At 65.9% G+C, this 13,195-nt stretch carries 15 protein-coding genes; 2 read left to right on the top strand and 13 right to left on the bottom strand.

The features are described from left to right. Positions 1-43: 43 nt before the first annotated feature. The 8 genes from phnC to phnG all read right to left on the bottom strand — a co-directional run bounded on the left by phnC (position 44) and on the right by phnG (position 6,196). Positions 44-880 (bottom strand): phosphonate ABC transporter ATP-binding protein, encoded by an 837-nt coding sequence (phnC, locus tag AC1DV8_RS02640; protein ID WP_477156366.1) that lies wholly within the window; start codon positions 878-880, stop codon positions 44-46. A gap of 182 nt (positions 881-1,062) precedes the next feature. Further along, positions 1,063-1,674 (bottom strand): DapH/DapD/GlmU-related protein, encoded by a 612-nt coding sequence (locus AC1DV8_RS02635; RefSeq protein ID WP_477148046.1) that lies wholly within the window; start codon positions 1,672-1,674, stop codon positions 1,063-1,065. After that, complete coding sequence (gene phnL / locus AC1DV8_RS02630) at positions 1,671-2,375, bottom strand: phosphonate C-P lyase system protein PhnL (RefSeq protein WP_477148047.1); 705 nt, start codon at positions 2,373-2,375, stop codon at positions 1,671-1,673. Before phnL ends, AC1DV8_RS02635 begins: the two co-directional genes overlap by 4 nt. 2 nt (positions 2,376-2,377) lie before the next feature. Further along, positions 2,378-3,169 carry a phosphonate C-P lyase system protein PhnK gene (phnK, locus tag AC1DV8_RS02625; RefSeq protein ID WP_477156365.1) on the bottom strand — a complete coding sequence of 264 codons (792 nt, stop codon included), beginning with the start codon at positions 3,167-3,169 and terminating at the stop codon, positions 2,378-2,380. Beyond that, on the bottom strand, positions 3,166-4,044 hold the full coding sequence (locus tag AC1DV8_RS02620; protein ID WP_477156364.1) for an alpha-D-ribose 1-methylphosphonate 5-phosphate C-P-lyase PhnJ: 879 nt from the start codon (positions 4,042-4,044) through the stop codon (positions 3,166-3,168). Before AC1DV8_RS02620 ends, phnK begins: the two co-directional genes overlap by 4 nt. Beyond that, positions 4,041-5,141 carry a carbon-phosphorus lyase complex subunit gene (locus AC1DV8_RS02615; protein ID WP_477156363.1) on the bottom strand — a complete coding sequence of 367 codons (1,101 nt, stop codon included), beginning with the start codon at positions 5,139-5,141 and terminating at the stop codon, positions 4,041-4,043. Before AC1DV8_RS02615 ends, AC1DV8_RS02620 begins: the two co-directional genes overlap by 4 nt. Positions 5,142-5,144: 3 nt before the next feature. Next, a complete protein-coding gene (phnH, locus tag AC1DV8_RS02610) occupies positions 5,145-5,735 on the bottom strand; it encodes a phosphonate C-P lyase system protein PhnH (RefSeq protein ID WP_477156362.1) in 591 nt (196 codons plus the stop codon). Further along, positions 5,735-6,196 carry a phosphonate C-P lyase system protein PhnG gene (phnG, locus tag AC1DV8_RS02605; protein ID WP_477156361.1) on the bottom strand — a complete coding sequence of 154 codons (462 nt, stop codon included), beginning with the start codon at positions 6,194-6,196 and terminating at the stop codon, positions 5,735-5,737. The genes phnH and phnG overlap by 1 nt, the downstream gene beginning before the upstream one ends. An 81-nt stretch (positions 6,197-6,277) precedes the next feature. Here phnG and phnF point away from each other — a divergent pair, with 81 nt between their 5' ends. Next, positions 6,278-7,015 (top strand): phosphonate metabolism transcriptional regulator PhnF, encoded by a 738-nt coding sequence (gene phnF, locus AC1DV8_RS02600; protein WP_477156360.1) that lies wholly within the window; start codon positions 6,278-6,280, stop codon positions 7,013-7,015. Positions 7,016-7,167: 152 nt separating this feature from the next. Here the strand turns inward: phnF and AC1DV8_RS02595 are convergent, their stop codons facing one another. After that, positions 7,168-8,460, bottom strand: coding sequence for a Gfo/Idh/MocA family protein (locus AC1DV8_RS02595; protein ID WP_477156359.1), 1,293 nt, complete (start codon positions 8,458-8,460; stop codon positions 7,168-7,170). Between the two features lie 186 nt (positions 8,461-8,646). Here AC1DV8_RS02595 and AC1DV8_RS02590 point away from each other — a divergent pair, with 186 nt between their 5' ends. Beyond that, a complete protein-coding gene (locus AC1DV8_RS02590) occupies positions 8,647-10,113 on the top strand; it encodes a xylulokinase (RefSeq protein ID WP_477156358.1) in 1,467 nt (488 codons plus the stop codon). 7 nt (positions 10,114-10,120) lie between these two features. Here AC1DV8_RS02590 and AC1DV8_RS02585 read toward each other — a convergent pair whose 3' ends face one another. From AC1DV8_RS02585 to AC1DV8_RS02570, 4 genes are read right to left on the bottom strand one after another with little or no spacing between them, the layout of a single operon-like run. Next, positions 10,121-10,867, bottom strand: coding sequence for an SDR family NAD(P)-dependent oxidoreductase (locus AC1DV8_RS02585; RefSeq protein ID WP_477156357.1), 747 nt, complete (start codon positions 10,865-10,867; stop codon positions 10,121-10,123). A 17-nt stretch (positions 10,868-10,884) separates the two neighbouring features. Continuing rightward, positions 10,885-12,063 carry an L-rhamnonate dehydratase gene (rhmD, locus tag AC1DV8_RS02580; protein ID WP_477148058.1) on the bottom strand — a complete coding sequence of 393 codons (1,179 nt, stop codon included), beginning with the start codon at positions 12,061-12,063 and terminating at the stop codon, positions 10,885-10,887. 21 nt (positions 12,064-12,084) lie between these two features. Then, positions 12,085-12,402, bottom strand: a complete 318-nt coding sequence (rhaM, locus tag AC1DV8_RS02575; protein ID WP_477148059.1) for an L-rhamnose mutarotase — start codon at positions 12,400-12,402, stop codon at positions 12,085-12,087. A gap of 9 nt (positions 12,403-12,411) precedes the next feature. Then, complete coding sequence (locus AC1DV8_RS02570) at positions 12,412-13,194, bottom strand: SDR family NAD(P)-dependent oxidoreductase (protein WP_477156356.1); 783 nt, start codon at positions 13,192-13,194, stop codon at positions 12,412-12,414. Position 13,195: the final 1 nt, after the last annotated feature.

Genomic DNA, 13,195 nt, shown 5'->3' with positions numbered 1-13,195 from the left:
CGCCTTGCATGTGCGGGATTGGGAAAGTCGCTACGCGCCGCCGTCAGTTGACGAGTACGGGTTCGGCGCGGATTTGAGTGACCGGCGGCGGCGTGAAGCCCCGGATCGAAGTCGAGGTAATGGCCTCCGAGAAGGCCTCCTTCAGGCCATCGGCACCGTAGATCTCGCGCGCCGCGGCCTCGGTCAGTTCGTCCGCCGTGCCGTCGAAGACGACGCGGCCCTGCGCCATGCCGATGATCCGCTCGCAGTAGTTGCGGGCGGTATCGAGGGTGTGGAGGTTGGTGATGACGGTGATCTTCTGCTGCTCGTTGATGGCCTTCAGCGAGTCCATGACCACCTGCGCATTGCGCGGATCGAGCGAGGCGATCGGCTCGTCGGCGAGGATCATCTTTGGCGTCTGCATCAGCGCCCGGGCGATGGCGACGCGCTGCTGCTGGCCGCCCGAAAGGGTGCCGGCCCGCTGCAGAGCTACCTGGGCGATGTCGAGCCGGTCGAGCGCCTTGATGGCATCGACGCGCTCCTGGTGGGTGAAGACGTTGAACAGGCTCATCAGCGTCGAGCGGCCGTTGAGCCGGCCGAGCAGCACATTGGTGAGCACGTCGATGCGCGGCACCAGGTTGAACTGTTGGAAGATCATGGCGCAGTCGGAGCGCCATTCGCGCAGCGCCGCGCCGCCCAGCGTGGTGACGTCACGGCTGCCGAAAGCGATGGTGCCATCCGAGGTGTCGGTGAGCCGGTTGATCATCCGCAGCAGCGTCGACTTGCCGGCGCCGGAGCGGCCGATGATCCCGACCATCTGGCCTTCGGGGATTTCCAGATTGACGTTGTCGACCGCTGTCTTTGCGCCGAACCGTCGCGACACCTTGGAAATCTTCAGCATGCGTGGACCCCGCTAAGCAACGGGACTGACACCTAAGGCCGCAACGCGAAGCACGGATGAAGGTTCGGTGACGTGTTCATGACAGTGGAAAAGGCCGGAGTTACACTCGATAAAGCATTGAGGGCACAGCCTTTTCGCTGCGCCCTCAATAGATCGATAGTCGCGGCAGCGCGGCTTGGACGCTAGTTTTCGTACTTCTCGAGGAAGGCTTCGATCTCCAGTGCGCGGAAATCCGGCAACGCCCGGTGCAGTTTCTCGTGCTCCCAATCCCACCAGCCGAGCGCCAGCAGTCGGTCGGCGATGGAGCCGGGGAAGCGTTGGCGGATCGGCTTCGCGGGGACGCCGACAGCGATGGCGAAATCCGCGACGTCCTTGGTGACCACCGCGTTCGAACCAATGATCGCGCCGTGGCCGACCCTTACGCCCGGCATGATCACCGCGCCGTGGCCGATCCAGGTGTCGTGGCCGATGCTGATACCGTGATCGGCGCGCCAGTCGAAGAACGCCGCGTCGTCCACCTCGCCCTCAAAGTACCAGCTCGAGCGGTAGGTGAAGTGATGCAGCGAGGCGCGCTGCATCGGGTGCTTGGATGCATAGATGCGGACGTTCGCTGCGATGTTGGCGAACTTGCCGATCTCGGCATAGGCGACCTGGGTACCGTCGACGAGGTACGAATAGTCCCCCAGCGTCGAGCGGTGAACGTCGCAGTTGGCGCCGATCTCGGTGTATTTGCCGAGGACGGAATCCCGAACCGTCGCGGTCGGGTGGATGACAGGCGTTTCCGAGAGCTTCACGCGGCTTTCCTTGGGGCGAACAGGGTGACATCGACGATGCGGTCGGCGACCTGGGCGCGGACTTCCTCGTCGTGGAAGATGCCCAGGAGAGCAACGCCGGCGCGTTTCTTTTCGGCAATCATCTCGACCACGACGGCGCGATTGGTGGCATCGAGCGAGGCCGTCGGCTCGTCCAGCAGCAGCACCGGATGCGGGGTGATGAAGCCGCGGGCAATGTTCACCCGCTGCTGCTCGCCACCGGAAAAGGTGGCGGGCGGCAGCGACCACAGCCGCTCCGGCAGGTTGAGCCGCGCGAGCAATTCGCGAGCCTTTTCAGTGGCTTCGTCGCGTGGCGTGCCGCGGCCGACCAACGGCTCGGCCACCACATCGAGCGTAGAGACGCGCGGCACGGTGCGGAGGAACTGGCTGACATAGCCGATGGTGTCGCGGCGCAGGTCGAGCACGGTGCGCGGGCTGGCTGTCGCGAGGTCGACAGGCTGGCCGTGATGGATCAGCGAGATCGAGCCGGCATCGACGCCGTAATTGCCGTAGACCATCTTGAGCAGCGACGACTTGCCAGCGCCCGAGGGGCCGCCGAGGACGACGCATTCGCCTGCACGGACCTCAAAATCGACGCCGTTGACCACCGGCAATACAACACCATCCCGCAGGTGCATCGTGAAACTCTTGGCGACGTCGCGAACAGTCATAAGTGCGGTCATCGTCACACCTGCAGGATCGAGGAAACGAGAAGTTGGGTGTAGGGCTCGCGCGGATCGTCGAGCACCCGGTCGGTGAGCCCCTGCTCGATCACGTAGCCGTCCTTCATCACCATCATCCGGTGCGACAGCAGCCGCGCCACCGCCAGATCGTGGGTGACGATGATGGCCGAGAGCCCGAGATCAGAGACGAGCCCGCGGATCAGGTCGAGCAGGCGCGCCTGCACCGACACGTCGAGCCCGCCGGTCGGCTCATCCATGAACACGAGTCGAGGATGGGTGACGAGGTTGCGGGCGATCTGCAGCCGCTGCCTCATGCCGCCGGAGAAGGCGCGCGGCTCGTCGTCGACGCGATCCTCGGCGATCTCGACGCGGCCGAGCCACTCGATGGCGGTGGAGCGGATCTTGCCATAGTGCCGGTCGCCCACCGCCATCATCCGCTCGCCGACATTGGCGCCGGCCGAGACGGTCATGCGGAGGCCATCGGCGGGGTTCTGGTGCACGAACCCCCAGTCGGTGCGCATCAGGAAGCGGCGCTCGGCTTCGCTTAAGTCATAGAGATTGCGCCAGATTTCGTCGCGCATCCGGTACTCGGCGAGGCCGGAGGTGGGCTCCAGCCGGGTCGAGAGGCAGTTGAGCAAGGTGGTCTTGCCCGAGCCGGATTCGCCGACAATGGCCAGCACTTCGCCCGGCCACAGTTCGAACGACACGTCGGCGCAACCCATCCGGCTGCCGTAGAACTTCGAGAGTTCGGTGACCCGAAGTAGCGGCTCGGTAGCTGAAACTTTGGTGTTCATTCCGCTGCCTCCAGGGCATGGCCGGCGAGCTTGCCGCGATGTCCGTGCTCGCGGCGGTCCTCGCAGTTGTCGGTGTCCGAGCAGACGAACATGTGCCCGCCGTGATCGTCGAGGATGACCTCGTCGAGATAGACGCCGGTGGCACCGCACAGCGCGCACGGATCGTCGAAATGCTGGATCTCGAACGGGTGGTCCTCGAAATCGAGGCTCACGACTTCGGTATAGGGCGGCACGGCGTAGATGCGTTTCTCGCGGCCGGCGCCGAACAGCTGTAGCGCCTCCGACATGTGCATCTTCGGGTTATCGAACTTCGGCGTCGGCGAGGGGTCCATCACGTAGCGGCCCTCAACCTTCACCGGGTAGGCATAGGTCGTGGCGATGCGGCCGTGCTTGGCGATGTCCTCGTAGAGCTTGACGTGCATCAGCCCGTATTCCTCGAGCGCATGCATCTTGCGCGTCTCGGTTTCGCGCGGCTCGAGGTAGCGCAAGGGCTCGGGGATCGGCACCTGGTAGACCAGGACCTGGCCCTCGGTGAGCTTGGCCTCCGGGATGCGGTGACGCGTCTGGATGATGGTCGCTTCCTCGGTGTGCGTGGTCACCGCGACATTGGCGACCTTGGCGAAGAAGGCACGGATCGAAACAGCGTTGGTGGTGTCGTCGGCGCCCTGGTCGATGACCTTGAGCACGTCATTCGGCCCGATGATCGACGCCGTCACCTGCACGCCGCCAGTGCCCCAGCCATAGGGCATCGGCATCTCGCGGGAAGCGAACGGTACCTGATAACCGGGGACGGCGATGGCCTTGAGGATGGCCCGGCGGATCATCCGCTTGGTCTGCTCGTCGAGGTAGGCGAAATTGTACTTGGCGATGTTCATTCTGCCGCCTCCGGATAGGCTTCTGCTTCGTCCGCGACGTCGTGCTCGGCGCGCATCTCGCGCAGCAGGCCGAGTTCACCCTGGAAATCGACGTAGTGCGGCAGCTTCAGGTGCTCGACGAAGCCGGTCGACTGCACGTTGTCGGAGTGGGAGATGACGAACTCCTCGTCCTGTGCTGGGTGGTTCACGTCCTCGCCGAGTTCGCCGGCGCGCAGCGAGCGATCGACCAGCGACATCGCCATGGCCTTGCGCTCGGCCTGGCCGAAGACGAGGCCGTAACCGCGGGTGAACTGCGGCGGCACCTTGGCGTTGCCCTTGAACTTGTTGACCATCTGGCACTCGGTGACCCGGATGCGCCCGAGGTTCACGGCAAAGCCGAGTTCCGGGATGTCAAGTTCGACCTCGACTTCGCCGATGCGGATTTCACCGACGAACGGGTGCGAGCGGCCATAGCCGCGCTGCGTCGAATAGCCGAGCGCGAGGAGAAACCCCTCGTCGCCACGGGCCAGTGCCTGCAGGCGCCGATCGCGGTTGAGCGGAAACTCCAGCGGCTCGCGGGTGAGATCGCCGATCTCGTCCTGCGGCTCAGACACGTCGGGCTCGATCAGTCCCTGATGGTCGAGCAGGTCGGTGACGCGCGGCGCATGCTCGTCGTCGCTAAGCCGGGCCGCCGGGTCATCGACCTCAGCGCCTTCGGCGATCGAGGGATCAAGCAGCCGGTGCGTGTAGTCGAAGGTGGGGCCGAGCAGCTGGCCGCCCGGCAAATCCTTGAAGGTCGCCGAGACGCGCCGCTCGATCTTCATCGCCGCCGTGTCGATCGGCTTCGAATAGCCAAAGCGCGGCAACGTGGTGCGATAGGCGCGCACCAGGAAGATCGCCTCGATCAGGTCGCCGCGCGACTGGATGATGGCGAGCGCCGCAAGCTCGCGGTCATAGAGCGAGCCCTCGCCCATGGCGCGATCGACCGCGAGGCCGAGCTGTTCGATGATCTGGTCGAGGCGCAAAGCCGGCACCGAGCGATCGCCGCGACGGCGATCGGCGAGCAGCCGGTGGGCATTGGCAATGGCGGCCTCGCCGCCCTTGACGGCAACATACATGGCTCAAGCCTCCGAAATGCGGGTGGTGCGCGGCAGGCCGACAACCGTGCCGTCGCGAACAAGCAGCAGGTCGACGCCTCGCGGAAAACGGGTGCGGTTCTCGGCCCACTGCGCGATGAAATCGCCGCCCGGGAGCGGCAGCTCGGTGGTCAGTTGGTCCTTGATGCCGGGGCCTTTGAGGGTCACCGGCCGGACGGCGGAGCCGACAGCCAGCACGACCGTGGTCGAGCGATCCGGGTACTCGTCGGTCCCCTGCCTGAAGGCCTCGAGACGCGGCAGCTGCGTCGCATCGGTCACCAGCGCGAACGCTGCTTCCCCGATGTCGGTGGTCAGCGGCGCGCCGCAGTGGAAGGCGAGCCACTTCACCACAGCGTCGTTAGCGGCGAGCACCGGATCGAGCCAGACCAGCGTGTCGTGGTCGCAGAGCGTCAGCGCCACGGCGCCGAGTTCGGGGGTCAGCGGCGCGGGAGGAGCGGCGTCCGAGGCGATCGACTGCACCGTGCCCGGGCGGGCCAACGAGTTCATCACGGCGCGGAACACGTTCTGTGCACCCAGCACCAGGTCGGCGAAGCCGCCTTCGATCGTGGTCTCCATCAATTGTCTCCCCGGACCATGGTGAAGAAGTCGACCTCGGTGGCCGCAGTCTCGTCGCGGAGCTTGGCATCGGCGGCCGCCTGCTCTTCACGCAGCGGCTTCAGCACCAGCGTCTCCACGGCTTCGGCATCGCGCTGCAGCAGCGCGTCGAACAGTGCCGACTGCACCGCCTTGTCGCCATCGCGGCCGAGGCAGTAGGCGTGCCCGACTTCGCCGGTTTCGAGCCGGATGGTGGCGCGGGTCACCGTCGCTTCGCCGAGATTGAAGGCGTTGCCGCCGCCACCGGCGCGGCCGCGCACCATCACCAGCCCGGTCTCCGGACCGCGTACCTTGTGGTAGGCCGGCTTGTCGGACCAGGCGGCCCAGAGCTCGCCGAGCCGCTTCGGCGTGGCATGGCTCAACACCGCCATCGCCTCCTGCCGGGGGTTATTCGCAGGCGCCTCTCGCATCGATCCTTGCATTGGCTCTTGCTCCAACTTGTATAGTAAAATAGACAAGTACTATCGTTTCGCCCCGCTATAGGCCGACCGTGTGAAGATGCAATGACAATCTTGAGCCGCACCGAAATCGCCCCTGCCGGAGGGGTGGCGCTGTGGCGCCAGATCGCCGACGCCATCCGCCTCGAAATCATCGGCGGCAAGCTGGAGAGCGGCGACAAGCTGGATGGCGAACTGACACTGGCCCAGCGCTTCGGCGTCAACCGGCACACGGTCCGGCGGGCACTTGCGGTGCTGGAGGAGGAAGGCGTGCTGCGCGCCGAGCATGGCCGCGGCACCTTCGTCGCCGAGGCAAGGCGGCTGAGCTATCCGATTGGCCGGCGCACGCGGTTTTCAGAGGGGCTGGCCGGGCAGGTGCGGCAGCGCAGCAGCCTGTTGCTATCAACCAGGATCGAGCGGGCGACGGCGCGGCTGGCCGAGGCACTGGCGGTAAAACTCGGCACGCGCCTGATCCGGCAGGAGACGGTGTCGTTCGCCGATGGACGGCCACTGGCGCGGGCGACCGGGTGGCTGCCGGAGGAGCGATTTGCCGGGTTCGATGCGGCATATGTGGAGACGGGGTCGGTGACGGCGGCGCTCAGGCGCTATGGCATCGAGGACTATTCGCGCGGCTCGACCCGCATCTCGGCACGGCATGCGACGACCGACGAGGCGCAGGCACTGAAGCTGGCGCCGGGGTCGGTGGTGCTGGTTTCGGATGCAGTGGACATCGACGCAGACGGCGTGCCCATCCACGCCATGCTGACGCGGTTTCCGGCGGATCGGATGGAGTTGGTGGTTTAGGCGACGGCGCCCTTGGCTCACCCTCATCCGGGCTTCGCCCACCTTCTCCCATCAAGGGAGAAGGCCTGACTGAGGTGCTGGTGAATGCCGCCTTCTCCCCTTGTGGGAGAAGGTGCCCGAAGGGCGGATGAGGGGTGGCCCGACGCGCCGGATCAGCGCCCCAGGACGATCCCGGCATCCGCCAGCATCTCGTCCACGTTCATCGTCTGCCCGCTGGCGATCGAGGCATTGGCGGCGATGCCCGTCAGGATCGACCAGGCGCCTTCCTTGTGCGTCGAGGCGCGGTTGTAGCGATCCGGTTCCATGCTCTCGGGCTCGAACAGGTAGCCCAGCATGACCGGGTCGGCGCCGCCGTGGTCGCCGTGGCCGGCCCACACGTCGACAGCCTCCGGCAAACCGCCGGCGAGGTGCAGCGTCGTCGTCATCGCGTCTTCCTGCGCCTTGTCGCGGACGCCGCCGAACACGCCGTGCACTTCGACATGCCGGTGCGTCAGCTCGCCCTTGGTGCCGTGGAACTTGATCTCGAGGCCTTCCCAAGGGCTGTAGGCGCAGAGCGTATAGTTGAGGAACACGTCGTTGGTGTATTTTACCTGCACCTGCATGGTGTCTTCGATGGTGATGTCGTCGGCGAACACGCACTTGTCGCGCAGGTACCCGTCGTCATCCTCGGCATCGAGATAGAGTTCGCGTAGCGCCGGATCGCCGGCGAGGTCGAGCCGGTAGTCGCATTGGTCGAATACCGGGCAGCCGTGGCAGCGCTCGCCATGGTCGCCGAGGCCGAGTTCCTCAGCCGTCTCGGGGGTGTAGAACACCCGCTTGCCGTTGGCGCTGACGGTCTTGGGGGTCGAGGCGACCCACCAGTTCATCAGGTCGAAATGGTGGGTGGATTTGTGCACCAGGAGCCCGCCGGATTTCTCCTTGTAGCGGTGCCAGCGGCGAAAATAGTCGGCGCCGTGCACACGGTCGAGATACCAGCGGAAATCCACCGCGGTGATGTCGCCGATGACGCCCGACATCAGCAGGTCCTTCAGCTGGGTGCGGGCTGGCGTGTAGCGGTAGTTGAAGGTGACGGTGAGCTTCTTGCCGCTCTGCTGCTGCGCCTCGAGCACCGCGCGTAGCTTCGCGAGGTCCACCGTCATCGGCTTTTCGGTCATCACGTTGCGGCCGGCTTTCAGCGCCGCGACGATGTACTCGTGATGCAGGTAATCCGGCGTGGTGACGATCACCGTGTCGGGCTGCTGCTCGGCGATCATCCGCTCGAACTCGGCCGCCTCGTAGGTGGCGATGCCGTTGCCCTTCTTCGGCACTTTGCCGGCGGAGAGCGCCAGGCGCGTCTCGTTCACGTCGCACAGCGCGACCAGGTCGTTGCCCTCCGCATGCGTTTCGGTGATCGCTTTGCGGAACATGGCATGGCGCCCACCGACGCCAACTATCGCGTATTTCAATTGGGTAGTCCTCGTCGGATGATACGACCCGGATTCCTCCCGCAGGCCGCCGGCTCATAATTCACCGTCTGGTTACTTAGTCAAGTCGGCCTTCGTCGGTTCCGGGCGCTTGCTTAGCCAGGGGGGGATGGTCTCTACTCCGGCCGACACAACGGGCCGCGATAAGAACGGACAACACCCCGCGCGATGACGGACGATCTCACTCTCAGCGTCGACCTCGGCACCTCGAGCGTCCGCGCCGCACTGGTCGACCGGCGCGGCACCATCGCTGCATTCGCCAGCCGCGGCTTCGCACAAACCATCCCGCGCTTCGCCTGGGCCGAGCAGAGCGCCACCGCCTGGTGGGCAGCGGCGGCCGAGGCGATCCGCGAGGTGCTGGGTAAGGCGGGGCGGCCGATCGCAGCGGTTTGCGTTTGCGGGCAGATGCACGGCACCGTGCTGATCGGCACGGGCGATGGGCTCGCCAGCGACAGCGTGCTGCTGTGGAACGACAAGCGCTCGACGCCGGAAGTCGAGGCCTGGGAGCGGGCGCGTCCGTACGAGTCCTACGCCTACCTCACCGGGAACCCGGCGACCCCGGCCTGGCCGGCGTTCAAGCTGCAATGGCTACGCGACCATGCGTCCGAGGCCTATGACGCGGCCGAGACCGTGCTGACGCCCAAGGATTTCATCAACTTGCGGCTGACGGGTGTGCGCGCCACCGACTGGAGCGAGGCATCGGCGAGCTTCCTGACCGATGCGCGTTCCGGCACCTGGTCGGAAGAGCTGGTCTCGAAGTTGGGGCTGAACCGCGAGCTGCTACCGCCGATCCATGCTGCTGCCGACATCATCGGGGCCGTCACCGGTGGTGCGGCGCGCGAGACCGGGCTGCGCGAGGGAACGCCAGTGCTGGCCGGTGGCGGCGACCTACCACTGGCGCTGCTTGGTTCGGGGGCTGCACAGGCTGGGATGGCGTCGGATATCGCGGGCACCTCGTCGATCGCGACGCTGCTGCGGAACGAGCCGCTGCATGATCCACTGGTCGCCAATGTTGCCGTGCCGGGCGGGCTGTGGGGGGCGTTCACGCTGGTCGATGCCGGCGGCGACGCCATCCGCTGGGCGGCGAACGCCATCGGCAACGGGACGACGGAGAGCTCGGCGGAAGCCGCGGCGGCGGGGTCGGACGGACTGTTCTTCCTGCCGTTCCTGTCGGGCGAGCGGCTGGGGCCGGCGCGCAACTCGCGCGCGCAGTTCTTCGGGCTGACGGCGACGCACGGCAAGGCGGAGTTGAACCGGGCGGTGCTCGAGGGCGTGGCGATGGCGCTGGGCCGGCAGTTCGAGCGGATCACGACACACACCGGCCGGCCGGAGCGCTTCATCGCGGCGGGCGGCGGGGGGCGGTCGGACCTGTGGCTGAAGATCAAGGCGAGCGTCTATGGCACCCCGATCCTCGTGCCGCGCGTGCTGGAATGCGGCGTGATCGGCGGCGCGATCCTGGCGCAGCACGCGACGGCGGGGGTGAGTATCGCGGAGGCGATAGCGCAGATGGTGTCGATCGAGCGCGAGGTGGCGCCGGTGCCCGAGTGGGTCGAGACTTATGCTCGGATGCTGCCTGTGTTCGGGCAGATCGAGGCGGCGATGGCGCCGCTCTATGGAGCGCTGGACCGGCTGTAACGAGCGATCAGTAGGTCGCCCGCCCGCCGCTCAGGTCGAACACCGAGGCGGTGGTGAAGCTGTTTTCCTTGCTCACCAGCCAGGCGACCATGTTCGCCGCTTCCTCCACTTCGAGGAAACGGCCGCGGGGGATGCGGCTCAGCATGTAGTCGATGAACTCGGGCTTCAGCTCGTCGAGGATGCGGGTCTTGGCGGTGGCCGGGGTGATGGCGTTGATGGCGATGTCGTATTTCGCCACTTCCTTGCCGACCGCCTTGGTCATGCCGATGACGCCGGCCTTGGCCGCGGCGTAGGCGGAGGCGTTCGGGTTGCCTTCCTTGCCAGCGATCGAGGCGATGTTGACGATGCGGCCGTAATTGCGAGCCTTCATGCCCGGCAGCACGGCACGGTTGACATAGAACGCGCCGTTGAGATCGATGTCGATGACGCGGTGCCATTCGTCGAGATCGTACTCGTCGAGCGGGGCGTTCTTGCCGGCGATCCCTGCGGAATTGACGAGGATGTCTAGCTTGCCGAGGCTCTTTTCGACTTCCGCGACGGCGGCGGCGATCGCCTCGTAGGAGGTGATGTCCACAGCAATGGTCGACGCAGCGGCGCCGAGCTCGGCCTTGGCGCTCTCGAGCAGTTCGGCGTTCATGTCCCAAAGGCTGACCTTGGCGCCCGAGGCGACCAGGCGCTTGGCGATGGCGAAGCCGATGCCCTGCGCACCGCCGGTGATGACGGCCACCTGGCCGTTGAGATCAATCTGGTTCATGAAATTTTCTTCCCGGGTCAGGCGAATGGCTTAAGCAGGCTACGATCAGCTATTTCCATGCCGAAGCCCGGCGCGCTACTGACCTTTAGTCGACCGTTCTGCGGCAGGTCTTCACCGGTGAACAGCTTGCCGAAGATCGGACGGATCGACCGCCCATCCGGACTGGCCGCCACATACTCGCACAGCGACTGCGACGGCTGGCTGGCAATGAACTGGTACGAGTACGGCCCCGAGCCGTGCGGAATCACCGGGATGTCGTAGGCGGCCGCTTGTGCCGCGATCTGCAGCAGCGCCGTGAGCCCACCCACCCACATCACATCGGGCTGCAGCACGTCGATGGTGCGCTCCTCGATCAGCCGGCGGAAGCCGTAGCGGGTGTATTCGTGCTCGCCGGTGGTCCACTTGATCGTCGGGTGCGCCTGCTTCAGCAGCCGGAACCCCTCGATGTCATCGGGGTGCAGCACCTCTTCCCACCAGTAGATGTTGAGGTGCTTGGTCCTTTCGGCGAGGCGGATGGCGTAGGGGACGGTCAGCGCCATGTAGCAATCGACCATCAGCGGGTAGTCCGGCCCCACCGCTTCGCGATGCGCGGTGAGGAACTCGATGTTTTTGATCAGCCCATCTTCGCCGTCGAAATGGCTGTAGGGCAGCGGCACCTTGGCGCCCCAGAAGCCGAGCGCCTTCACCGCATCGGGCGCGGGGCCGGTGCAGTAAAAGCTGATCTCGTCGTGGCATTTGCCGCCGATCAGGTTGTAGACCGGCTCGCCGCGGAGCTTGCCGATGAGGTCCCATAGCGCCAAGTCGACCACTGAGATGGTGGCGATCGGCATGCCCTTGCGGCCATAGGGCATCGAGGCGCGGAACATCTGGTCCCAGATCTTCGAGGTGTTGCGCGCGTCTTCGCCGACGAGGAAGCGGCTGAAGTGGTTGGCGACCAGCCAAGCCGCCGGATAGCCGCCAAAGCCGGTGGCGACGCCGGTGACACCGCTTTCGCTCTCGATCTCGACGACGATCGAGCCCATCACGCCGATGCCCCACGACTGACGCGATGCCTTGTACTGCGCGTAGCCCGACATCGGGTTGGCGATCAGCGTATCGATCAGCCAGTGGCCGCGGCCCTGCTGGAAATAGTCGCCGCCATCCCCCTCGCTCTCGACGAGCGAAACGCGCACGGCCTTGATGGTGAAGTCGGACATGGGGAGGCCGATCAGTCGGAGTCAGGGGAGATGAAAGACCTGGTTCAGGTTCACGGCATGCGGGGTGCCGTCGTCGTTGTAGTCCATGATGTCGTCCATGAACTTCCACCAGCGCTTGTTGATCTCGGTCTTTGGGAGATCGGCCATGGTGTGATCGGCGGTGCGGACCAGCGTCGCGAACAGCTCGTTGGTCTCCGGATCGTGCCAGATCGAATAGTCGGAGACGCCGGCGTCGCGCAGCGCCTGGCTGAGCTCGGGCCAGATCTCGTCGTGCCGTTTCTTGTACTCGGCGATCTTGCCGGGATGCACCTTCATGCGGAAGGCGATGCGCTCGGACATAGGGTTCTCCTATTGCAGGTTGACGTAGAGCCCGCCATCGACCAGCAGCGCCGCGCCGGTGACGTAGGAGGCCATGTCGGAGGCGAGGAAGGCGACGACCTTGGCCACATCCTCGGGCTCGCCAAAACGGCCCAGCGGGATGCGGTTGTTAAGGTACTCGCGCTTCTTGGGATCGGACCAGTCGTCCCTGTTGATGTCGGTGGCGATGGCCCCCGGCATAACCGAGTTGCAGCGAATCCCGTAAGGACCGAGCGCGATGGCGACTGACTGCATCAGCGAATGCACGCCCGCCTTGGTGGGCGTGTAGTGAGTCTGCATGGCGCCGCCGACCAACGCCGAGATCGACGACGTGGCGACGATCGCGCCGCCCTTGCCCTGGTCCTTCATCCGGTTCGCCGCCGCCTGCACCGCGAAGAATGCGCCATTGAGGTTGACGCCGACCACCTGCTGCAGCAGCGCCGGCGGCATGTCGAGGAAGGCGTGGAATGGGCAGATGCCGGCGTTCGAGGCGAGGATGTCAACGCCCCCAAACGCATCGACCGCAGCCTGCACCAGGTCGGTGCTGACCTGCGGATCGGCAATATCGCCTTCGACCGCGATGGCGCGACGGCCCAGCGCCTCGATCTCGGCGACCGTCTCGTCATGCGCGGTGTCGCCGGCAAAGCCGTGGTCGGCGCCGGCAAAATAGTTGATCACTACGTCAGCGCCCTGCCGGGCGAGCTCGACCGAAATGCCCCGGCCGATACCTCGGGAACCGCCGGTGACGATGGCGCGCTTGCCTTCGAGCAGCATG

The organism is Devosia sp. P3_B2 (assembly GCF_056402875.1).
The sequence above is the reverse complement of the archived record's forward strand: the minus strand, read 5'-3'. Positions and strand labels throughout refer to the sequence as shown.

Bases quoted from the DNA above. Each gene is read 5' to 3' on its own strand.
- phnC (WP_477156366.1), bottom strand. From the start codon at position 880: ATGCTGAAGATTTCCAAGGTGTCGCGACGGTTCGGCGCAAAGACAGCG.
- phnL (WP_477148047.1), bottom strand. From the start codon at position 2,375: ATGACCGCACTTATGACTGTTCGCGACGTCGCCAAGAGTTTCACGATG.
- phnK (WP_477156365.1), bottom strand. From the start codon at position 3,169: ATGAACACCAAAGTTTCAGCTACCGAGCCGCTACTTCGGGTCACCGAA.
- AC1DV8_RS02620 (WP_477156364.1), bottom strand. From the start codon at position 4,044: ATGAACATCGCCAAGTACAATTTCGCCTACCTCGACGAGCAGACCAAG.
- AC1DV8_RS02615 (WP_477156363.1), bottom strand. From the start codon at position 5,141: ATGTATGTTGCCGTCAAGGGCGGCGAGGCCGCCATTGCCAATGCCCAC.
- phnH (WP_477156362.1), bottom strand. From the start codon at position 5,735: ATGGAGACCACGATCGAAGGCGGCTTCGCCGACCTGGTGCTGGGTGCA.
- phnG (WP_477156361.1), bottom strand. From the start codon at position 6,196: ATGCAAGGATCGATGCGAGAGGCGCCTGCGAATAACCCCCGGCAGGAG.
- phnF (WP_477156360.1), top strand. From the start codon at position 6,278: ATGACAATCTTGAGCCGCACCGAAATCGCCCCTGCCGGAGGGGTGGCG.
- AC1DV8_RS02590 (WP_477156358.1), top strand. From the start codon at position 8,647: ATGACGGACGATCTCACTCTCAGCGTCGACCTCGGCACCTCGAGCGTC.
- AC1DV8_RS02585 (WP_477156357.1), bottom strand. From the start codon at position 10,867: ATGAACCAGATTGATCTCAACGGCCAGGTGGCCGTCATCACCGGCGGT.
- rhmD (WP_477148058.1), bottom strand. From the start codon at position 12,063: ATGTCCGACTTCACCATCAAGGCCGTGCGCGTTTCGCTCGTCGAGAGC.
- rhaM (WP_477148059.1), bottom strand. From the start codon at position 12,402: ATGTCCGAGCGCATCGCCTTCCGCATGAAGGTGCATCCCGGCAAGATC.
- AC1DV8_RS02570 (WP_477156356.1), bottom strand. From the start codon at position 13,194: ATGCTGCTCGAAGGCAAGCGCGCCATCGTCACCGGCGGTTCCCGAGGT.